This is a genomic window from Streptomyces sp. NPDC045778 (genome assembly GCF_056431945.1).
Genome location: NZ_JBWKJZ010000008.1, coordinates 146,446 through 167,079, shown reverse-complemented (window position 1 = coordinate 167,079; position 20,634 = coordinate 146,446). Strand labels below are relative to the sequence as shown.

17 protein-coding genes are annotated in these 20,634 nt (G+C 74.5%); 12 read left to right on the top strand and 5 right to left on the bottom strand.

What is annotated here, in order from left to right; genetic code table 11:
- Nucleotides 1-58: 58 nt before the first annotated feature.
- On the top strand, nt 59-1,417 hold the full coding sequence (locus AC07GB_RS13130) for a lysine N(6)-hydroxylase/L-ornithine N(5)-oxygenase family protein (protein ID WP_478844598.1): 1,359 nt from the start codon (nt 59-61) through the stop codon (nt 1,415-1,417).
- A gap of 720 nt (nt 1,418-2,137) precedes the next feature.
- Here AC07GB_RS13130 and AC07GB_RS13125 read toward each other — a convergent pair.
- A complete protein-coding gene (locus tag AC07GB_RS13125) occupies nt 2,138-2,863 on the bottom strand; it encodes a leucine-rich repeat domain-containing protein (RefSeq protein ID WP_478844596.1) in 726 nt (241 codons plus the stop codon).
- A gap of 167 nt (nt 2,864-3,030) precedes the next feature.
- Between AC07GB_RS13125 and AC07GB_RS13120 the strand changes: the two genes are divergently transcribed.
- The 3 genes from AC07GB_RS13120 (at nt 3,031) to AC07GB_RS13110 (ending at nt 4,850) form a co-directional block, all read left to right on the top strand.
- Nucleotides 3,031-3,684, top strand: coding sequence for a CGNR zinc finger domain-containing protein (locus AC07GB_RS13120; RefSeq protein WP_478844594.1), 654 nt, complete (start codon nt 3,031-3,033; stop codon nt 3,682-3,684).
- Nucleotides 3,685-3,803: 119 nt separating this feature from the next.
- Nucleotides 3,804-4,304 carry a hypothetical protein gene (locus tag AC07GB_RS13115; RefSeq protein ID WP_478844593.1) on the top strand — a complete coding sequence of 167 codons (501 nt, stop codon included), beginning with the start codon at nt 3,804-3,806 and terminating at the stop codon, nt 4,302-4,304.
- Between the two features lie 195 nt (nt 4,305-4,499).
- Nucleotides 4,500-4,850 (top strand): hypothetical protein, encoded by a 351-nt coding sequence (locus AC07GB_RS13110; RefSeq protein ID WP_478844591.1) that lies wholly within the window; start codon nt 4,500-4,502, stop codon nt 4,848-4,850.
- Nucleotides 4,851-4,952: 102 nt separating this feature from the next.
- Here the strand turns inward: AC07GB_RS13110 and AC07GB_RS13105 are convergent, their stop codons facing one another.
- Nucleotides 4,953-6,929: an N-acetylmuramoyl-L-alanine amidase gene (locus AC07GB_RS13105; protein WP_478844589.1), complete on the bottom strand. Its 1,977-nt coding sequence runs from the start codon at nt 6,927-6,929 to the stop codon at nt 4,953-4,955.
- Nucleotides 6,930-7,275: 346 nt separating this feature from the next.
- Nucleotides 7,276-7,701, bottom strand: a complete 426-nt coding sequence (locus AC07GB_RS13100) for a RidA family protein (protein ID WP_478844588.1) — start codon at nt 7,699-7,701, stop codon at nt 7,276-7,278.
- Nucleotides 7,702-7,761: 60 nt separating this feature from the next.
- Here AC07GB_RS13100 and AC07GB_RS13095 point away from each other — a divergent pair, with 60 nt between their 5' ends.
- Nucleotides 7,762-8,343 (top strand): glutamine amidotransferase-related protein, encoded by a 582-nt coding sequence (locus AC07GB_RS13095; RefSeq protein ID WP_478844586.1) that lies wholly within the window; start codon nt 7,762-7,764, stop codon nt 8,341-8,343.
- Here the strand turns inward: AC07GB_RS13095 and AC07GB_RS13090 are convergent.
- Entirely contained in the window at nt 8,274-11,408 is a 3,135-nt protein-coding gene (locus AC07GB_RS13090; RefSeq protein WP_478844585.1) for a helix-turn-helix transcriptional regulator, read from the bottom strand. The two genes, AC07GB_RS13095 and AC07GB_RS13090, sit on opposite strands and share 70 nt — an antisense overlap.
- A gap of 385 nt (nt 11,409-11,793) precedes the next feature.
- Here AC07GB_RS13090 and AC07GB_RS13085 point away from each other — a divergent pair, with 385 nt between their 5' ends.
- From AC07GB_RS13085 to AC07GB_RS13060, 6 genes are read left to right on the top strand one after another with little or no spacing between them, the layout of a single operon-like run.
- Nucleotides 11,794-13,185 (top strand): isopropylmalate synthase, encoded by a 1,392-nt coding sequence (locus AC07GB_RS13085; protein WP_478844584.1) that lies wholly within the window; start codon nt 11,794-11,796, stop codon nt 13,183-13,185.
- Nucleotides 13,182-13,361, top strand: coding sequence for a lysine biosynthesis protein LysW (locus AC07GB_RS13080; protein WP_478844582.1), 180 nt, complete (start codon nt 13,182-13,184; stop codon nt 13,359-13,361). The genes AC07GB_RS13085 and AC07GB_RS13080 overlap by 4 nt, the downstream gene beginning before the upstream one ends.
- The gene (locus AC07GB_RS13075; protein ID WP_478844581.1) at nt 13,358-14,254 is read left to right on the top strand and encodes an ATP-grasp domain-containing protein; all 897 of its coding nucleotides are present in this window, start codon (nt 13,358-13,360) and stop codon (nt 14,252-14,254) included. The genes AC07GB_RS13080 and AC07GB_RS13075 overlap by 4 nt, the downstream gene beginning before the upstream one ends.
- On the top strand, nt 14,251-15,345 hold the full coding sequence (gene argC / locus AC07GB_RS13070) for an N-acetyl-gamma-glutamyl-phosphate reductase (RefSeq protein WP_478844580.1): 1,095 nt from the start codon (nt 14,251-14,253) through the stop codon (nt 15,343-15,345). The genes AC07GB_RS13075 and argC overlap by 4 nt, the downstream gene beginning before the upstream one ends.
- Complete coding sequence (locus AC07GB_RS13065; protein WP_478844578.1) at nt 15,342-16,244, top strand: amino acid kinase family protein; 903 nt, start codon at nt 15,342-15,344, stop codon at nt 16,242-16,244. The genes argC and AC07GB_RS13065 overlap by 4 nt, the downstream gene beginning before the upstream one ends.
- Before the next feature lie 12 nt (nt 16,245-16,256).
- Nucleotides 16,257-17,177 carry a DMT family transporter gene (locus AC07GB_RS13060; protein ID WP_478844577.1) on the top strand — a complete coding sequence of 307 codons (921 nt, stop codon included), beginning with the start codon at nt 16,257-16,259 and terminating at the stop codon, nt 17,175-17,177.
- A gap of 101 nt (nt 17,178-17,278) precedes the next feature.
- Here AC07GB_RS13060 and AC07GB_RS13055 read toward each other — a convergent pair whose 3' ends face one another.
- The gene (locus AC07GB_RS13055) at nt 17,279-19,351 is read right to left on the bottom strand and encodes an ATP-binding protein (protein WP_478844575.1); all 2,073 of its coding nucleotides are present in this window, start codon (nt 19,349-19,351) and stop codon (nt 17,279-17,281) included.
- A 183-nt stretch (nt 19,352-19,534) separates the two neighbouring features.
- On the opposite strand from AC07GB_RS13055, the gene AC07GB_RS13050 reads away from it, so the two are divergent.
- Entirely contained in the window at nt 19,535-20,605 is a 1,071-nt protein-coding gene (locus AC07GB_RS13050) for a PP2C family protein-serine/threonine phosphatase (RefSeq protein ID WP_478844573.1), read from the top strand.
- Nucleotides 20,606-20,634 lie beyond the last annotated feature (29 nt).

Below are 20,634 nucleotides of genomic sequence, written 5' to 3'. Positions count from 1 at the left end.
TCTCAGACATTGCAAGGTAAGGCTAACCTTATCTAACATGTGCCTGCTTAAGGAGGCGATGAAGCGGGTGAATGCCGTGCACAGTGGGCCGGAGACGAGTAATGAGCACAGGGGGACGGACGCGATGTATGACGTCCTGGGGATCGGATTTGGGCCATCGAACCTGGCGCTCGCGATCGCGGTCCACGAACACAACGCGCGGCTCGGCGAGAGCGACCGGATACGCGCCGGATTCCTGGAGAAGCAGCCGCGGTTCGGCTGGCACCGGGGGATGTTGATCGACGACGCGACCATGCAGGTGTCCTTCCTCAAGGACCTGGTCACGATGCGTGATCCGAAGAGCTCCTTCAGCTTCCTGTGCTACTTGCAGGAGCGGGACAGGCTGGTGGACTTCCTCAACCAGAAGACGCTGTTCCCGCTGCGCGTCGAGTTCCACGACTACCTGGAGTGGGCCGCGGCCCGCGTCGACGACCTCGTCGACTACTCGGCCGAGGTCGTCGCCGTCCGCCCGGTGACGGAGGACGGCGAGGTCACGCACTTCGAGGTCGTCAGCCGCGACGCGAACGACCCGGACCGGACCGTCGTGCGCCGGGCGCGGAGCATCTGCGTGGCCACGGGCCTGGAGCCGCACCTGCCGCCCGGCATGGAGAACTCCGAGCGGATCTTCCACAACAGTCAGTTGATCCCGCGGGTCGCGGCGCTCAAGGAGACGGCGACCCCGGTGCGGCGCGCCGTCGTGCTCGGCGCCGGGCAGAGCGCCGCCGAGTGCGTCGACTACCTGCACCGGAACTTCCCGGACGCCGAGGTCTGCTCGGTGTTCGCCAAGTACGGCTACACGCCCGCCGACGACAGCCCCTTCGCCAACCGGATCTTCGACCCGGAGGCCGTGGACCTCTTCTACCACGCGCCCCGGGAGGTGAAGCAGTCGCTGTTCGACTACCACCGCTCCACCAACTATTCGGTGGTGGACATCGATCTGATCGAGTCCCTGTCGAAGACCATGTACCAGGAGAAGGTCCAGGGGCGGCAGCGGCTGCGCATGCTGAACGTCACGCGCATCCGCGACATCGACGCGCACCCGGACCGCCTCGACATCGGCGTGGAGTTCCTGCCCACCGGGGAGCGCGAGACGCTGGCCGCCGACGTGCTCGTCTACGCGACCGGCTACCGGCCGCGCGGCCTCGGCGAGCGCCTCGGCGAGGTCGACAAGCTGTGCCGCCGTGACGACGAGGACGAGCTGGTCGTCAGCCGCGACCACCGCGTGGCCACCAACGCCAACGTCAGCGCCGCCGTCTATCTGCAAGGCGGCACGGAGCACACCCACGGCCTGACGTCGACGCTGCTGTCCAACACGGCGGTGCGCGCGGGTGAGATCCGCGACTCCCTCCTCGCCCGCCGTCAGCGCGCGAACGGCTGACAGGAGGACGGAGCCGGGCCCGGACCGGGGCCCGGCTCCGCCGTGCTCAGTGTGCGGAGCACTCGTGGAAGAAGGCCGCCCCCGGGCTGATCGCACCGGCCCGGCGGAGCGGCGTCTTCTTCATGGGTCTCCTCCTCTCGGTGGCAGGTCCCAGCGGGGCCACGTGACCTGGCGGCCGGAGGCCGAGCCGGGGCCCGATGGCTCGTCCGGCGAGCCGCGGAGACGGCGGCGGAGCCCACTCCACCGCCCGGAGAGGAATGACACCCGGATCCGGGTCGCCAGGTCACTCGCTGGAACGTTGACTGTTCCTTTCATCGGGCGGCATCCCCGGGTGGCGCGCCCGATGTGCGCACGGGCGTCAATGCCACTGCGGGAATATGCCAGGACCTCGGTGAAATCGACGGGAGCGGAATATCCAGATCCCTCTTTCACCGGTCCATGGGTAGACAGCTTGGTAGGGCGCCGCCTTTCATGTCAACCCGGGAATGGAAGCATCCGTATACCGCCGCGACAAGGCCAATTCCGCGGTGGGCAAAGCGATGCGATGTGTCCGCTCGGACTCCACGTAGCCGCAGGTCACAGACGTGCGGGCGGTCCGCGACGTACAGGAATGCCAGCTTCGGAAATCTCCCTGTACTTGAGAGCACTTAACGCGCCCGTGCTTTAAGTCAAGGAATTGTCTGCCCCGTCCGGGGCGTTCGGCGCGGAAGTGCGGACCGCTCAGCGCAGAACCACACAGCCACGGGCGCGCAGGGCCGCGACCGTGGGATCACCATCCCTTACCTCGTTCCAGCGGAGATCGAGTTTCTCCAATGCCGGCAACTCGGTGAGCCAGCCGGGAAGTTCACGCAGCCGATTGGCCCGCAGATCGAGGCGCCGCAGCAGCGGAAGCCCCCGCAGCGCCTCGGGCACGGCGGCGAAGGCGTTCTCCCGCAGCTCCAGTTCGCGCAGGGCGCTCAGCCGGCGTACGGCGTCGGGCAGCGAGGTGAGCGCGTTGCCCCGCAACCACAGTTCCCGCAGGGCGCGCAGGCCGCCGAGCGAGTCGGGGAGCGCGGTGAGCCGATTGTGCTGGGCGCGCAGCTCGACCAGGCCCGCCATGGCGCCGACGCTGTCGGGCAGGGCGGTGAGCTGGTTCTCGCCGACATTCAGATACGCGAGCCGCGTCAGGTGACCCAATTCCTCGGGCAGCGAGGTGAGGTGATTGTCGTGCAGGTACAGGAAGTCGCCCAGCGCGGTGAGGTCGCCGATCTCGCGCGGCACGGACGCGAGCTGGTTGTGGCCGAGGTCGAGGGTGCGCAGCGACGTCAGCGCGCCGACACGTGCGGGCAGGCGCGTGAGCGCGTTGTCGGGCAGCAGCAGCACTTCGAGGCGCGGGTGGTGCCACACCTCGTGCGGTACGTCGGCGAGCCCGGCCCGCCAGTAGTTCAGTACGGTCACGCTGGACACCGGTACCTCTTTCCGGGCGCGCTCCCGCGACGGCCCTTGACGCCGGCCGGGCGGCGCCGCCCGCCGCGAAGGGCGCCCGAACCGTCCCGGTGGGCCGCGCTCTCGCCCCCCCCTGAGCTGCACGGGAAACCCCGCCTAATGGATGCGGCGGAACCTATCATTAGCCCATGCCCGCACCGCCCCAGGCCGCCGCCCAGACACCCACGCCCACACGGCTCACCCTCGGCCTCGCCGCCACCATCCGCCACGACGGACGCGGCGGCGTCGCCGACGACCTCGACACCCCCGAAGGCCTCACCGCTTGGGTGCGCGACCACGCCGGGCTCCTGCCCGACGCCCTCGCGGCACACCGCTACCGCGCGGACGCCGCCGGGCTCGATCGCGTACGGGGCGTGCGCTCCGCCGTCCGCGCGCTCTTCGCGCACGCGGTGCTCCCGGGCGCGCCGAGCCCCGCCGACGCCCACCGCCTCCCGCCGCTCGCCGAGGCCGTCACCCGGCTGAACGACGCCGCGGCGAAGGTGCCCACCGTGCCCGTGCTCACCTGGCCGGGCGGCGCGGACCCCGTCGTGCGGGACGAGCCCGCGCCCGGCGCCGGGCCCCCCTCGGCCGCCCGGCGCGCCGACCTGCTCGACGCCGCCCTTGCCCGGGCCGCGCACGCCTTCATCACCGGGCCCGACCGGCAGCGCCTGCGCGCCTGCCACGCGCCGCGCTGCGTGCGGTACTTCCTCAAGGAGCACCCGCGCCAGGAGTGGTGCAAGCCGTCCTGCGGCAACCGGGCCCGCGTGGCCCGCCACCACGAGCGCGCCCGCGGCCCGGCCTGAGGCGCCGCCCGGCGGCGCCCGCGGCGATCTCGCACACCCCCGGCGCCCGCGATGACCACGGGTTTCTTCGCCGCCGCCCCCGGGCCGGAAACGTCACCGCGGGCACGTACCATGGCCGCATGTCCTTCCTCCGCCGCCGCAGCTCCGCCACACCCGCCGGCCCGGACTTCGATGTCCTCGCCATGGACCCGGGTGACTGGCCCGGCAATCTCGGGGCCGGCCTGCTGCCCGCACCCGACGGCAGCTGCCAGGGCGTCTTCCTGCGCTACGACCTGTTCGGCGGCCGCGGCCCCGCGATGATCATCGGCAATCTGCCCGAGGGCTCCCCGGCCCGCGAGCTGGCCGACGGCGAGGTGCCCTTCGAGGTGGCCCAGCTCCTCCTCGCGCTGGAGAACGACGAGGAGGTCACCGTCGTCGCCAGCGAGGACGTACCGGTGATGCAGGGGGACAACCTCCTGATCGTGCGCCGCCTGCGCCTCTCCGAAAGCCGCATCTCCTGCGTCCAGTTCGACCGCAGTGACAACGTCCTGGTGACCATCGCGGCCTGGGACCGCCCCATCACCGACGACCTGTACGCGCTCCTCAAGCCTCTGCCCGCCGAGCTGTTCCAGCAGGGCTGAGCCACCGCTCTCCGGCCCCCGCGCGACAGCACTGCGGCTGTCCGCCCGCGCGGGGCGCACCGCCGGGCCAGTCTGGCCGATACGTACCGCCATGTTCAGGATGGCGTGCTTTGTTCTGAGCGATGAGGCGCGGCCACGCCTAGCGTCGTGGGGGAGCGGGGTGTCCGCCCATCTCGGCAGGGAGGAAAGTCGCGCATGAGCAACAACGACATCCATCCGAACACACCGTCGAGCACGATCCACCGCAACATGGCCTGGACCTCGGGGAACGGCCACACGCTCCTCCGGCTCCAGGAGGACGGCAACTTCGTCGTCTACCGGGACAGCGTCGAGAAGCCCGTGTGGTCGCCGGACACCCGCCCGGGCGGGTACCGCGCGGTCATGCAGGAAGACGGCAACCTCGTGGTCTACACCGAGGACGACCGCCCCGTCTGGGCGTCGGACACCTCCGGGCGCAACGGGGCCTTCCTGTCCGTCCAGGACGACGGCAACGTGTGCATCTACCACCAGGGCCGGCCGATCTGGAGCACGGAGACCGCCGGCTGATCCACGCGCACGCACGCCGGGCCCGAGCCTGCCCCCACGCAGGTCCGGGCCCGGCGGTTCCCCGGGAGCGCCCGGGGCACGGGCCCCGGGCGCGGATCGCGGCTAGGAGCCGGAAGGCACCACCTTCACGTCGGCCGCCCGCACGAACGCCACCCGGTGGCCGAACTGGATCTCGTAGTACACGTCCTTGCCGCGCACCACGCGGTGCGGCTTCAGGTCGAACGTCGGCGCGTAGAAATACTCGCCGGGCAGCTTGTCGCCGATGGCGTACTTCTGGCCCGCGAGCAGCTTGTACGGCAGCGGGGAGACCGCCTGCACCGGGACCTCCGGCGGGTACGCCTCCTTCTCCGGGTAGGCGCGGCCGTACACCGGGACCTCGCCCACGCCGTCCTTCGGCGTCACCGTCAGGCCACGCGCGTCCACGGCCGTCGGCTGTTTCCTCGGGTTCTTGAACCACGCCTTCTGGCCCAGGTACCACACGGCCGTCCAGTCGCCCTGGCGGTCGGCGACCGCGTACCGCTGACCTGTGGACAGGCGCGAACCCATGTCGTTCACGTCGATCGTGGACGGCTCACCGCCCGGACGGCGGCCGATGTCCTTGATGAGCGGCGCGTCGTCACGGGGCTCGGTGTGGACGCGCACCGCGCTGGAGCCGTGCGGCACGCACTTCTCGCCCGGCTTGACGCAGCCCGTGAACTCCGGCTGGTTCCTGCTGAACTCGGGAGCCACCGTCACCAGGCCGCCCTGCGGGCCCGCCGAGCGGTGGAACGGCTTGCCGAGGAGCTGGAAGTAGTGCTGCCAGTCCCAGTACGGACCCGGGTCGGTGTGCATGCCGCGGATGGTGGCCGCCGTCGTGCCCGGAACCGTGTCGTGGCCGAGGATGTGCTGCCGGTCCAGCGGGACGTCGTAGCGCTTGGCCAGGTACTTCACCAGGCGCGCCGACGAACGGTACATCGCCTCCGTGTACCAGGTGTCGGGCGCCGTCAGGAAGCCCTCGTGCTCCAGGCCGATCGACTTCGCGTTCACGTACCAGTTGCCCGCGTGCCAGGCCACGTCCTTGGTGCGCACGTGCTGGGCGACGTGGCCGTCGGACGAGCGCAGGGTGTAGTGCCAGGACACGTACGTCGGGTCCTGGACGAGTTTGAGGACGCCCTCCCACCTGCCCTCGGTGTCGTGCACGACGATGTACTTGACGCCCTGGGACTTGGGCCGTTCGGCCTTGTCGTGGTTGCCGTAGTCGTTGTCGCCGAACTCCTCGTACGGAGCCGGGATCCACTCGCAGGCCAGGGACCGGGGGCAGTCCGTCTGCGCCGCGGGTGCCTTGCGCAGGCCCATGCGCTCGACCTGCGCCGCGTCCGGCTGGAGGCCCGGCCGCGGGGCGAGCACCACCCGCTGCCCGGCGTCGGTCGTGCGCCGCTCACCGTCGCGGATGACCGCGAACACCTCATTGGCGTACGAGGCGGCGCCCGCCTGCTCGTCCGCGCCGGAGAACGCGGCGACCGCCCCGTACCAGTCGGCCGGGTCGTCGCTGAACGGCTTGGCGAGGCGCTTCTGGGCGGCGGCGATGAGGGCGGCGCCGCCGCGGACGTTCGCCGCCGCGTCCCGGCGCAGCGCGCTCTCGGGGATGCCGCTGAGCCGCGCGGCGCGCTTCAACGTCTTGAGCCGGGCCGGGACTTGGGCCTCTTCGGGTACCTGGCGCGGCTTCAGCGTCGGGCGCGATTCGTCGCCGCGCGGGTCCTCGTCGCCCTCGCTGTGGTGCGGGGCCGAGGCGAGCGCGGTGCGCGCGTCGGTGAGGTGCATCGGGCCGTAACCGCCGGTCACGCTCGGGGCGCCGCCGTGGGCGTCCCAGCGGGACTGGAGGTAGGAGACGCCGAGCAGCACGCTCTGCGGCACGTCGTACTCGGCGGCGGCCGCCGCGAACGCGTGCTGGAGGGAGTCGGGTCTCGCGGGCCCGTCGGCGGGCGGGGCGGGGGCGGCGCCGATGAGCGGCACCAGCAGAGCGGCCGACGCGAGGGCGCCCGCCGTCCTCACGGTGCGTCTGCGGGCGGCGGATTCGGGAACGTGGGCGGATCCTCGCAAGGCAGCCTCCTGGGACCTCTGGCCGGTGGAGCGGAACGGGGCATGCGGGGCCGGGCGTGCGTCAGTGGTACTCGCTCTCCGACGATCCGTCAATCATGCCCAGGGGAAGGGATTTCCCATGTCAGCGACGTTTCCGCGGGTTTTCGCCCCGGGTAGCGCGATCGCCTGCCGCGCGTCAGTGGAATGGACCAATGCGGGCCCCGGGCGGGATGAGGCGCGATGAGGCGCGATGGGCCCCGGCGGGGCGCGACAGCGGGCGGCTCGGGTGTGAACCGCACCGGCGCGGGCGCTCCCCGCCGCCCGCCGTCCGGAGCGGTCATACGCGGTCAGGCGCGGTCATGCGCGGTCAGGTGCGGTCAGGTGCGGTACGTACCATCGCCACGCCGCTGACCTCGACCAGGAACTCGGGCTTCGCCAGGGCCGACACCTCAAGGACGGTGCTGGTCGGGGGAGGGTCGCCGAGCCGCCGGTCGCGTACGGCGGAGACGGCGGGCAGCGAGGCCATGTCCACGACGTAGACGACGACGCTCACCAGGTCGGCGAGCCCGCCGCCCGCCGCGGCCAGGGCGGAGTCCAGGAGGTCGAAGACGCGTTCCGTCTGGGCGCCGACGTCGCCGAGGGCCGTCGGCTGCCCGGCGGCGTCCTTGGCGACCTGGCCGCTGACGAAGACCTGTGCCGTTCCGCCCGGCAGCGGCACGACGACGACCGGTGCGTACCGGGCGGCCGTCGGCGGATGGTCTTGCGGGTACAGGGGAAAGAACGGGGCGTCCATGGAAGTCCTCTCTGGGGCGCGGATGCCGCCGGGCCGTCGCCCGGCCGGAAGGGAAGCGTGATGGGGCCCATGCGGGTGCTGGTCGTGGACAACGGGAGCCTGTCGGTCGGTGTGCTGACCGACCGGCTGGCCCGGCTCGGGGCCGAGAGCGACGTGGTGGGCTGCGGCGAAGTGCCCCGCCGCCTGGTGGGCGGCCATGGCGCCCTGGTGCTGAGCGGCACCAAGGTGCCCGCCGACCGGGGTACGCACGCGCGCGGAGCGTACGGCCCGCTCGTGGACCTGGTGGAGAGCTGCCGGGTCCCCGTGCTCGGGGTCTGCGGCGGGATGCACATCATGGGCCTTGCCCGCGGCGGCTCCCTGGTCCGGCGGGAGCAGCGGGTGGGCGGGCACGAGGTGACGGTCGACACCGGTGACCCCCTCTTCACCTACGTGGGTGACACCGTGCGGCTCTTCCAGCGGCACACCCGCTATCTGTCGGACCTGTCGGACGGCCTGGCCGTGACCGGCTGGTCCCCCCAGTGCCCGGTGGAGTTCTTCCGCTCGGCGGACGGCCGCCTCACGGGCGCGCAGGCTCATCTGGAGTTCCGTACGGACGGTGAGTTGATCCTGCGGCGGTTCCTGGAACTGGCCGCCGCGTTCTGAGCCCCGGCCCGCGGGGTCCCGGGCGGCACGGCTCCGGGAGGCACGGCTCCGGACGGCACGGCTCCCGGTGGCACGCCCCTGGTCGGCGTGGCCTCGGGCAGGTCCTCCGGGCGCGGGCCGAAGAGCGCGGCCAACTGCCCCCGGCCGCTGAGCCCGAGCTTGCCGTAGGCGCGGTGCAGATGGTTGTCCACGGTGCGCACCGAGAGGGAGAGGAGCGCCGCGATCTGCTGACTGGTCAGGCCACCGGCCGCGGACTGGGCGACGCCGCGCTCGCGGGGCGTGAGCTGCGCCGAGCCGTCGGAGGGCACGGTGACCGCGGGCGCGCCGCCCGCACGGTCCAGGAGGACGGCCGCCCGCGCCCGGAGCCGCTGGGCGTCGCCGTCGCGGCCCGCCGCCCGGCGCGCGGCCGCCGCCTCGGTGCACGCCTCGGCCGCGTGCAGGTACATGGCGCGTTCGGCGTAGCGCGCCGCCACCTTCGCCAGACCCGCCGCGTCCCGCTCCGCCCCGGCCTCGGCGTGGGCGCGCGCGAGCCCCGCGCAGGCGTGCCGGGCGCCGCCGCCCAGGGCCCGCAGCCACCGCGCCGCGGGTGCCGCTTGGCCGAGGCGCACCGCGTCGTGCAGCGCCAGCGGTGCGAAGCCCACGAGGTCCGGATCGCGCGCGACCTGCGCCGCCACCGCCCACGCGGCCCGTCCGGCGCGGGCCCGGTCGCCCTCGGCCAGGGCCGCCCACGCCCGGGTCAGCCGTGCCCAGACACCAGGTGCGGTGTCGAAGTGGTCGTGTCCCCGCGCGGCGGCGGCCCGCTCCAAGGCGTGCGCGGTGAGGCGGGCGTCGCCGGCGAGGGCCGCGAGGGCGGCGTGTTCGCGGTGCAGCGACGGCACCGCGGGCGCTCCCGCCGTCCGCGCGTCGAGCAGGCTGAGGCCGTCGTGCACCGCGCGGCGGGCCATGCCGATCCAGCCCTGGAGCCGCGCGGCCCGCGCCAGGTCCACACAGGCCCGGAGCGTCGCCCCTGACCACTCCCGGGCCAGGGCGTCCTCGTAGGCGTCGGTGGCCACGCGCACCGCGTGCCGGAACTCTCCGCTCAACAGGTAGGCCTCGCACCGGACATGGGCCAGCACCGCCCGCAGCCAGGGGCAGGGATGCGCCGCCGTGGCCGTCGCCGCGTCGGCGCGATCCAGGGCGGCGAGCGCCGCCAGGTACTGGCCCTGCCGGGACAGGACCATCGCCTCCGCGCACCACGCGAGCGCCACCGGCTCGGGCGAGGGAGCCTCGCGCGCCACGCCCACGCCGCGGGGGCCCGCGCGGACGCCCCCAGTGCCCTGTCCTGTGGCGCGCCCGTCCGCGCCCCGGCTGTCCGCCGCGCGACGCAGCGCCTCCCGTGAGCGGCCCGCACAGGCGAGCATGAACGCCTCGGCCGCCCACAGGCGTTCCGGCGCCACCGTCGTCCGCGCCGCGGCACGCAGCATCCGCAGTGCCTCCGCCTCCCGGCCCGCGTGGCAGAACACCGCCCAGGCGTCCCCCAGCGCCAGCTCGTCGCGCACCCGCGCACAAGGCCGCGTCCGCGGGGAAGCGGCTGCCGCCGAGGCACCACCCGCCGCCGAGGCACCACCCATCGCCGGGGCATCACCCTCCGCCGAGGCACCGCCCGCCGCCGGAGCACAGGTCCCCGCGTCCAGCAGCCCGGCGCGCCACAGCAGCGAGGCCGCCTCCGTGCCCTGGGGGCCGCCCGCGCAGACGTGCCCCTCCGCCCTCCCGGCCGGCCGCGCCTCAGCGGCCAGGGCCTCAGCGGCCCACTGACGGGCCCGGGCGAAGTCGCCCGCCGCGTACGCCTCGCGAGCCGCGGGCACCAGGAGCGCCGGCGGCACGGCCACGCCGCCCGCCCGGCACAGGGCCACCACGCGCGGAGGCACCGGCCCGCCGGTCCGCAGCGCGGTGTCCAGGGCGGCGGACGCCAGGAGCGCGACCCGCCGCCGTCGGCCCGCCGCCCGCAGGGTCGGGCAGCGCGCCCGTACCGCCTCCGCCACCAGGGGGACGGACAGCGTCACCAGGGGCCCGTCCGGCGAGTCCACCGTGCGGATCGCCCCCGTGGCCTCGGCCGCCTCCACCTCGGTGGCGGTGAACGCCGCCGTGAGCAGGGCGAGGGGGAGGGGGTCGCCGTGGGCCACGGTCTCGACCAGCTCAAGAGCCCGGCCAGACGGCCGCCCCAGGCGTTCGTCGGCGAGTTCGGCCAGGCGCGCGCCGACGGCCCAGGGCCCGCGCCACGTCCAGACGCCCGCGACGGGCACGAGTGCGTCCGCCGCCCGCCCGGCGGCCACCAGTTCGCTCAGCATCTCCTGCTCGCCGCCGGTGGCCCGCCACATCCGGTCCGCCGTGGGCCGCGCGACGGGGCCGCCGAGGGCCGCCGCGGTGAAGTCCCGCGTGCCGTCGCGCGTGAGGACCGAGGTGACCAGGTCAAGTGCCCTTCCCTGCTTGCCGAGTTGCCGGAAGGGGGCCGGGAGCTGGGACCTGGCGCGGGTGGCGAGCAGCGCCAGGCACCGTCCCTCCGACGCCATGCGGTACAGCAGCGCGGTGGACACCTCGTCCAGGAACTGCGCGTCGTCAGCGACCACGACCAGGCGGCGCCGGCCCGAGCGGGCGCACAGCGTCTCCGTGGCGGCGCGCAGCAGGGACGACGCCCTGGCGGGCCCGCCGGGCGGCAGCACGTGGGCGAGCGCCCCGAGCGGCAGGCAGTGCGTACCGGAGGTGGTGAGCGCCTGGACGACGCGGTGGCGTCCGGTGGAGCCGAGTTCGCGGGCGGCCCGGGCCAGGAGCCAGGACTTGCCGGTGCCCGGAGGCCCCGTCACCAGGACGGCACCCGGCGCCTGGGCCCCTCCCGCGTCCGCGCCGGGCCGGGCGGCCGCCACCGCGCGGATCACCGCGAGCCCGCCATCGCCCGTCGCGGCCTCCGCGGAGGCTTCGGGGCGCGCGAAACCCGAGAGACAGACGTCGCCGGAGACATCCGTGTGCCGCGTGGGCACAGCGTCCAAGGGGTGGGTGCGGAACGGAGGAGAGGGTTCGGTCGCGGCCAAGCGCGTCACCTCCGCCGGTCGGGCGTTGGCCTGCCACGGTGCACCCGTACGCGAGAACCCTACGCAGGGACCGGGAGCCCCCGGAAGGCGGCTCTCGGCCGAGGCCGCCGCCATGGCGGGGGAGCGCGGCCCCCGAAGGGCCCGCGCCGCTGAGGGGCTGCCGCCGTCCACCGGGGAACGACGCCGCACCGGTCCCTGAGCAGCGCGGCGGCCCGCATTGAGCAGTTCCCTACTCAGGGCATTTCCCCGGACGTGTGCTGGACTGCCCTCTTGTGCGGCCCTCGTGGGCCGAGCCGAGCGGCACGGGAACCCGAGCAGGACGGGCGTGCCGCGGCCCGGCACCGGGGGCCCGGCCGAGGCCGCCGATGCCCGAAGGACAATCACCGTGCCCGCAGCCAGCAGCGCGTCCGCCGCCCCCGTTCCTTCCCCGCCCGACTCGCCGCCGCCGCGGACCCGCCTGCCGCGCGTCTCCGACGCGACGCTGCGCGACTCCGCGCACATGGCCGGTGTCGAGTTCACGCCGCCCGGCGCCGCGGCCGTCGCCGTGCTGCTGCGCCGCGTCGGCATCGACCTGGTCGAGACCGGGTTCCTCACCGGGGCCCACTGCGCCGACGCCCCGCTCGTGGAGGCCGTCCACGAGGCCGTCGGCCCCGCCCACTGCGTCTCCCTGGTGGCCGTGCGCTCCCGGGCGCAGGTGGTCACGGCCCTGGACGAGGCCCTGCGGCTCGGCTGCCGCAGCGTGATGCTCTCGCTGCCGACCTCCGCCGAGCACGCCGGGCTCAAGCTCGGCTCGCCCAGCCTGCGGCGCCTCATGACACTGGCCCGCGTCGCGATCGGCGAGGCCAAGGATCGCCGTCTGCACGTCACGTTCAGCGGCGAGGACGCCGCGCGCACCCCACGCGCCCGCCTGACGGAGTACGTCGGATCCGGTTTCGCCGCGGGGGCCGACCGCTTCCGTTTGGCGGAGACCGTCTCCTCACTCACCCCCTGGAGCTGCGGGGAACTCGTCGGCGCGCTCAAGAAGGACGCCTGCCGCGACGCGACCGACGAGGTCGAGGTGCACTGCCACAACATGCTCGGCATGGCGGTCGGCAACTCGCTCGCCGCCCACGCGGCGGGCGCGGACTGGATCTCGGTGACCACCGCCGGCATCGGCGAACGCGGCGGCAACACCCCGCTCGCCGAACTCCTGTGCGCCCTGCGCGTGCTCTACGACGACGGCCGCTACGCCCTGGAGCACCTGCCCGAGCTGACTGCCGAAGCGCACCGGAGGGCCGGTCTCGACCAGCCGTTCGTCTCCGGCCCGGCCACCGACCGCGCCTTCGCGTACGAGATCCTCGGCCAGCTCACCCACCCCGCGGCCTACGAGTCCATCGCCCCCGAGCAGGTCGGCAACCACCGCACGCTGCGGGTCCGCACCCGCTTCGGCCCGCCCCTGCTGACCTGGGCCCTCGGCGAGGCCGCCGAGGAACTCGACGTGGACGCCTACTGCGCCTGGCTGCGCGCACACCAGGAGCGCCACGGCCGCCCCGCCCTCGACCGGGACGCCATCCGCCGCCTGGCCGAGACCTTCAAGGCCGAGACATCCAAGGCCGAGACATCCAAGGCCGAGGCCTCCGAGGCCGAGAGCTACACGGCCGAGAGCTTCAAGGCCGAGGCCTCCGAGGTCTCCGAGGCCGAGAGCTTCACGGCCGAGAGCTTCAAGGCCGCGACCGGTGGCGCACCCTCCGACGCTCCGGCCGCGCGGATCGCGGGCCCCCGGGCGGGCCTGTCATGAGCGCCCTCACGGCCCTGTGCCCCGAATGCGAGACCGAGCTGTCCCTGCCCCCGCTGACCGAGGGCGAGACAGTGGGCTGCCCCGAGTGCCTGCTGACCCTGCGCGTCACCCGGGCCGCGGACGGGCGCGCCGAACTGGAGATGGTGGAGACCGAGCTGAGGGACTGGGGCCAGTGACGGCACAGCGGACGGAGGCCGGATCGGACGCCACACCGGAGGAACGCCCGGGCCCCACCGTCGCCGTGGTGGCCGACCGGGTGGGCTGGGAGGAACGCGGGATCCTCGACGCGCTGAAGGCGGCGGGGCTCGACGGGCGCTGGGTCAACGACGAGGCGCTCTCCCTCGGGCTCCCCAAGAGCAGCCCGCCGTCCTGCGCCCTGGCGCTGATCCGCAGCCGGAGCTACGTACGCGGCCGACTGCTGGCCACCGCCCTGACCGCCGGCGGGGTGCCCACCCTCAACAGCCCGCGGACCATCGCCCTGTGCGAGAACAAGCTCGACCTGCTCACCACCCTGCACCGGACGTCCGTGCCCGCACCGGCCTTCCGGCTCGTGCTCTCCCGCGCCGACCTGCGCGCGGCCCTCGCCGAGTTCGGCACGCCCACGGTCGTCAAGCCGCTGTACGGCGGCAGGGGCCGCAGGGTGTTCCTGCTGCGCGACCGCGATCTGGCGGAGTCCTTCTACGACTACGTGGAGGACCTCGCACACGGCTACGAACAGGCCTATCTGGCCGAGCCGTTCCTCGAAGGCCCCACGCTGCGCTGCCTGGTGGCGGGCGAGCGCGTCGTGGCGACCGTCGGCTTCGGGCGCCCCCCGGGGGAGTGGCGGCGCAACGCGGCCACCGGAGGCGACCCGCGGCACCTGACCGACCGGCCCGACGCCGAGGACGTCGCCCTGCGGGCGGCCGCCGCGCTCGGCCCCGGCGTGTACGGCGTCGACCTGTTCGACCAGCGCGAAGGGCCCCTGGTCGGCGAGGTCAACCACGCGCCGGGCTTCCGCGCGCTGGCCTCCGTGGCGCCGGTGGACCCGGCGCGGGAGTTGGCCGCGTACGTCCTCCGGGTGCTCGGATGACCCGCGTGGGCGTGATCGGCGCGGCGGGCCTGAGCGGCGGCGAACTGATCCGGCTCGTCCACCAGCACCCCGGACTCGACCTCGTCCACCTCGGTGGCCACCGGCACGCCGGGCAGCGCCTCTCGGCGGTCCACCCGGGGCTGCGCCTGCGCCCCGACCCGCTGATCGAGAAGGTCACCGACGACCTGGCGGCCCGGCGCTGCGACGCCGTGCTGCTGGCCACGCCGGCGGCGGTGTCGGCCCGCCTCGCGCCCCGGCTCGCCCGCACCGGCGCCGTGGTCGTGGACCTCAGCGGCGCTTTCCGGCTGCGCTCGGCCGAGGCCCACGCCCGCTGGTACCCGGACGCCGACCGGCCGCCGGGGCTCGCGGACCACTTCGTCTACGGCGTGCCCGAACTCGTCCGCGACCAGCTGCCCGAGGCCGCGCTGATCGCCCTGCCCGGCTGCTACGCGACCGCCGCCACGCTCGCCGTCGCCCCGCTGGTGCTCGGCATGGACCTGCGCCCGCGGCGGCTCCTGATCGACGCCAAGGGAGGCTCCAGCGGCGGCGGCCTCACCGGCCGCGCCGCCGACGCGCACCCCTACCGCGACGGCAACATCACTCCCTACGCCCCTGCGGGCCACCGGCACGCCGCGGAGATCGAGGAGTTCTTCGGCCGCCGCGCGACCGAAGGCCCGCGCGTCACCATGTCGGCGTACGGCACCGGGGGAGTACGGGGCCTGCTGGTGAGCTGCTACGCCTTCACCGAACTCGGCGGCGACAGCGACGCGGCCCACGCGGCCGACACGGCCGACGCGGGTGACAGGACCCTGCTGCGCGCCTACATCCGCTTCTACCGCGACCACCCCTTCGTGCGCTTCCGGCGGCAGGGCGAGACCGCCATCCCCGTGCCCAGCCCCAAGGCGGTCAACGGCTCCAACTACTGCGACGTGAGCGCGGTGCACGATCCCGACGGCCGGCGCGTCATCGCCCTCGCCGCGCTCGACAACCTCATCAAGGGAGCGGCGGGTCAGGCCGTACAGGCACTCAACCTCCGCTTCGGCTACGCGGAGGACACCGGTCTGGCCATGCTGCCGGTGGTCCCCGTATGACCACCGGCGGCGAAGCGGAACCGCGCGTGGCGGCGTCGCGGCCGACGGACGCCCTCGTCGTGAAACTGGGCGGCAGCACCCTGCGCGAGCTGCCCGCCGCCTGGTGGGACGACTTCGCGAGGACCGCCCTTGCGCACCCCCGCACCGTCCTCGTGCACGGCTGGTCGCGGGAGCTGGCCGCGCTCGACCCGGCCCACGGAAGGCCGGAGGCGTTCGTACGGGACCGGTACGGCAACCGCAGCAGACTCACCACCCCCCGCGTCCTCGACGACATCGAACGCGTCAGCGCCGACATCGCCCGCCGGGTGGCCGCCGAACTGTCCTGCCAAGGCCGCCGCACCCTCCACCATGTGCTGGGCCACCACGGCCTGTTGACCGCCGGAGAGGGCGAACGGCTGTGGTGGCGCGACCGTGTCCTCGTCGAACTGGACAACCTGGTCGGCCCGCCCCGCCACGTCGACCTCACCCGCCTTCCGGCCCCCGGGCACACCGTCCTCGTCACCCCGCTGGCCCGCGATCCCCGTGGCCGCACCGTCAACACCGACGCCGACCGCGCGGCCGCCGCCCTCGCGGGCGCCCTCGGCTCCTCCTGCCTGGTGCTCGTCACCGACGTCCCCTACGTCCGCGTCGACGGAACACCCGTACGCGCGCTGGCCGCCGAAGACCTGCCCGCGCTGCGGCGCAAGGGCGTCACCGGCGGCATGCGCAAGAAGCTGCACGCCGCCGCGGAGGCGCTCCGGGCCGGCGTGGACACCGTGGTGATAGGAAACGGCCCCGTCAGCACGCTGGGCACCGGTCGCCTCGGCACCGTCATCACGCGCGAGCACGGCGCCGTACACGACACCGAACGAGGGACAGCGGTCCACCCGGCACGGCCGGGCAGCCCGCCCGGAGGATGAGGAGGAGGTCACGTGGGCGGTCGCGCGTGGGTGCTGTTCGTGACCGCCGCAGTACTCGGGGGAATGCCGTACCTGCTGATCAAGGTGGCGCTGGCCGACTACCCGCCCGCGTCCGTGGCATGGCTGCGCTGTCTGGTGGCCACCACCGCACTGTGCGCCCTCTCGCTGCGGCGGAGCCTGCTGCGCTGGCTGCGGCGGCGCTGGCGAGCCGTCCTGACGCTCGCCCTGGTGCAGATCACCGTCCCCTTCCTCGCCATCGCCACGGGCGAGCAGCGGGTGACCTCCTCCGTCGCCGGGGTCCTCATCGCGACGGAGCCGCTGTTCGTCGTCGTCCTCGTGCGCTACCTGACCCCCGCCGAGCGGGTCGCGCCCGGTCAGATCGCGGGCCTGCTCATCGGCGTCTGCGGCGTCCTCACCCTGCTGAGCGGCGACGGCGGCGGCTCCTCCACCGCCGTGGGCGCGGCCCTGCTGCTGCTCGCGTCCATCGGCTACGCCACCGGCGTGGTCCTGGTCCAGCGGTCCTTCCAGGACGCCTCACCACGGGAGCTGGCCACCGCGACGCTCGGCGCCAACACCCTGCTGCTCGCACCGCTGGGCGCACCGCCCGTGCTGACCCGCGCCCCCCAGGCCGACAGCGTCGTCGCCGTGGCCGTCCTCGGTCTGGTGTGCACCGCCGTCGCCTTCCTCGTGTACTACGCCCTGGTGCCCGCGGCCGGAGCGACCCGCGCGGCCGTGGTCACCTACCTCAACCCGGCCGTCGCGGTGCTCCTCGGAGCGCTGCTGCTCGACGAAGCCGTCGGCCCGGCGACCGTCCTCGGCTTCGTCCTGGTCATCGCCGGTTCGTGGCTCGCGACCCGCCGGTGGGGAGGCCGCTCCGCCACGGTCCGCGCCCGCGGCACCCCGCGAGCGGCCGGACGCACCGGCCGCCGCTGACCCCGGCCCCGCCTGCCTGCCCCGCGCCGAAGCCGTGGTAGCCGTACGCGGCGAACGCCTCCCGTATGTCTTCGAACCCGAGCCGTCGCCCTGGCGTCGGGTCACACCGTGAGGACGTCGGTGACGACCGCGTCCAGGCCGTCCTCGTACCCGGCCCGGAACGCCTTCCCGTACGCCTCGTCGCCGACGAGGCCGCGGGCCCCGGCCTCGCAGGCCTGGCGTGCCGCGGCCAAGTCCTGGGAGCCGATGCGGTCACTGCCGATGGCCTGCCAGAGCCGGTCGGCGCCGCCGAGGAGACGGGCGGCCCGCTCGGCGGCACCGGAGGCGACGGCCGCCGACGCGAGCAGGTCGAGGGCCATCGCGATGCCGATGCTGTCGTGGAAGTTCCGCTTGCCCCGCACCGCGGCGCGGCCGTGGGCGGTGGCCTCGTCGGCCCGGCCCCGGCTGAGTGCGACCAGGGCGAGCGTGTAGTCGCCGTAACCCCGCAGCCACAACTCGCCGCGGCGCGCGCACTCGGCGCACAGCTCCTCGGAGAAGGCGGCGGCCTCGTCGAACTGCCCGACACCGACGTGGGCGAAGGCGAGAGCCGTCCGGATGAGGCCCCAGGCCGAGTCGTAGCGGCCGCTCGCGGGACGGGCGCGCGGGGTCGCGGCGAACCACTCGATCGCCTCCGCGTGCCTGCCGTCGGCAGCGAGGACGGCGCCGGTCAGATACGCGGCGGCCTGCGGCACGGTCGCGTCCGTCGCGGCACCCTCACCGGCCGTGACCTCCCGGAACGCGGTGGCCGCCCGCAGGGCCGTCTCCGTGTCGCCCTGGCTCAAGGTGACGAGGCCGTAGGCCCACAGGGCCTTGCCGCGGGCGTGCCCGGGGCTGTGGGGCAGGGCCAGGGCCCGGTCGAGATAGTGGCGGCCCTCCGTGGTGAAACCGCAGGCGAACCAGAAGAACCACAGGGCCCCGCCCAGCTCCTGGGCCCCGTGCCCGTCGCCCTCGGCGAGACAGAAGTCGAGCGCGGCACGGAAGTTGGCGTGCTCGGCCTGCGTACGGCGGTACCAGTCCACCTGGTCCGGGCCGAACCAGGCGGCGTCCACGGTGCGGGCCAGGTCCAGGTAGTGGGCGAGGTGGCGGCGGCGGACCTCGCGCTCCTCGCCGAGGCCGCGCAGCCAGAACGCGCCGAACTCACGGATGGTGTCCAGCATCCGGTAGCGCGAGAGGGACCCCTCCGGCACCCACTCCACGATCGAACTCTGCACGAGGGACGCGAGCAGGCCGGACACGTCCTGGACGGGCAGGCGGTCGTCCGCGCACACCCGCCGGGCCGCCTCCTCGTCGAAGGTCCCGGCGAACACGGACAGCCGCGCCCAGGCCAGGCGCTGAGCCGGGGTGCACAGCTGATGACTCCAGCCGATGGCCGTGCGCAGCGCCTGGTGCCAGGGCGGGTCCGCCTCGTACACCGGCTGCCGCGACTCGCCGAGCACCTCGAAGCGGTCCTCCATACGGCGGTTGAGTTCCGCCGGGGGCATCTCCCGCAGCCGGGCGGCGGCCAGCTCGATGGCGAGGGGCAGCCCTTCGAGGCGCCGGCACAGGGCCACCGCCTCGCCCCTGTCGGCGTCGACGGCGGTGCGGCCCGGGGCCGCACCGCCTGCCCGCCGGGCGAGCAGGGTCAGCGCGTCGGCCTCCGGCAGCGGTTCGAGCGCCACCACGTCCTCGCCGGACAGGCCGAGCGGACGGCGGCTCGTGGCGAGCACCCGCAGGCCCGGCGCCACCATCAGCAGGGCCGCCACCGCGTCGCCGCACTCCTGGACCACGTGCTCGCAGGTGTCCAGGACGAGCAGCAGTTCCCGGCCCGCCAGATAGTCGGCGACCACTTCGAGCATCGGCCGGGTGCTCTGGTCGACCAGGGGCAGCGCCTCGGCGATCGCGTACGCCAGCATCGCGCCGTCCTCCAGCGGGGACAGCTCCGCCCACCAGGTGCCGTCGGGGAACCGCGGCCGCAGCTCGGCGGCGGCGCGCCGGGCGAGCCGGGTCTTCCCGACCCCGCCGACCCCGGTCACCGTCACCAGGCGGTGCCGGGCCAACCGTCCCGTGACCTCCGTCAGTTCACCACGCCGCCCGACCAGTCCGGTGTCGCTCCCGCGGGGCGGACCGCCCACCTCCGGCCCGTATGAATGCGTCACCTTCGCCCCCTTGAGTGCCGTACGCGAGGTGGTCCCGGCCGCGCTCGACGCTACCGACACGGGGGCAGCGGTGCGCGGGCTGTGGCGAATTGGCCACGGACCGTCATCGAAGCTGGCACAGTACCCCGCACGCAGGGGTCGTGCGCGGAAAACCGAACTTCACCAGACGACCAGGGGGACGCAGTGGAAACACGGCGCAAGTGGCTCGCCACGACGGTAGCGGTGCAGGCCGCCGCGGCCTCGGTCACGAGCCTGGCCCACGCGCCCCTGCACGTGCTGCTCCTCGCCGGTCCCCTGCTGGCCGCCCAGCGGCTTTCGGCGCGCGCCACCGCCGCCCTGGGCGCCTCCGCCCTCGCCGTGGCGCTGCTGGACGCACCGCCGGGCTCGCCGCGTGACCTGGCCGACCCGCTGAACATCGCGGCGGTGTGCGTCTGGGCGGTCGTGACGGCGCACTCCCGCGTGCGCGCCGAGCGCGCGCTCGACCGGATGACCCGGCTCGCCGAGACCGCGCAGGAGGCCCTGGCCCGCCCGCTGCCCGACCGCGTCGGTCATGTCGACCTCGCCGTGCACACCCGGCCTGCCGACGGGCATGCCCGCATCGGTGGCGATGTCCATGACGCGGTGCTCACCGCCGCGGGCCCGCGCGTGCTGCTCGCGGACGTCAAGGGCCATGGCGTCCAGGCGATGCGGGTGGCCGCCGCCGTCCTCGCCGCCTTCCGGCGGACCGCTGCCACCGAACCCGACCCGGTGCGGCTCGCCCACACCCTCGACGGTCACCTGGGCCCTGAGCTGGGCCCGGAGGACTTCGTCACGCTGCTGCTCGTCGACTTCCACCCCGGCGAGGCCCACATCGTCAACTGCGGGCACCCGCCGCCCCTGCGCACCGGCCGCCGGCTGCATCTGCTCTCCCCGCCACGGCCCTCACCCCCACTGGGCCTGCGCCCCGCCCCCTGTCTGCAACGGGTCCACCTGACCTCGGGACAGCGCCTGCTCCTGTACACCGACGGCCTCACCGACGCCCGCGACGCCGACAGCGCCCCCTTCTCGCTCGACGCCCCGCAGTGCCACACCGCCCTGACCGCGCCCACCCCGCACGAGGCGCTGCGGTGCCTGACCGACCTGCTGCACCACCACACCGGCGGCGTCCCGCTCACGGACGACCTCACGCTGCTGCTCGCCCAGCCCGCCCCCGCCCCGGTCGGCGAGGCCCGTGGTGCGCCCCCGAGGTCGGCAGGCCGTTCCTCGACGGCATGACGACGATCGTGCCAAGGCCCAGCCCCAGC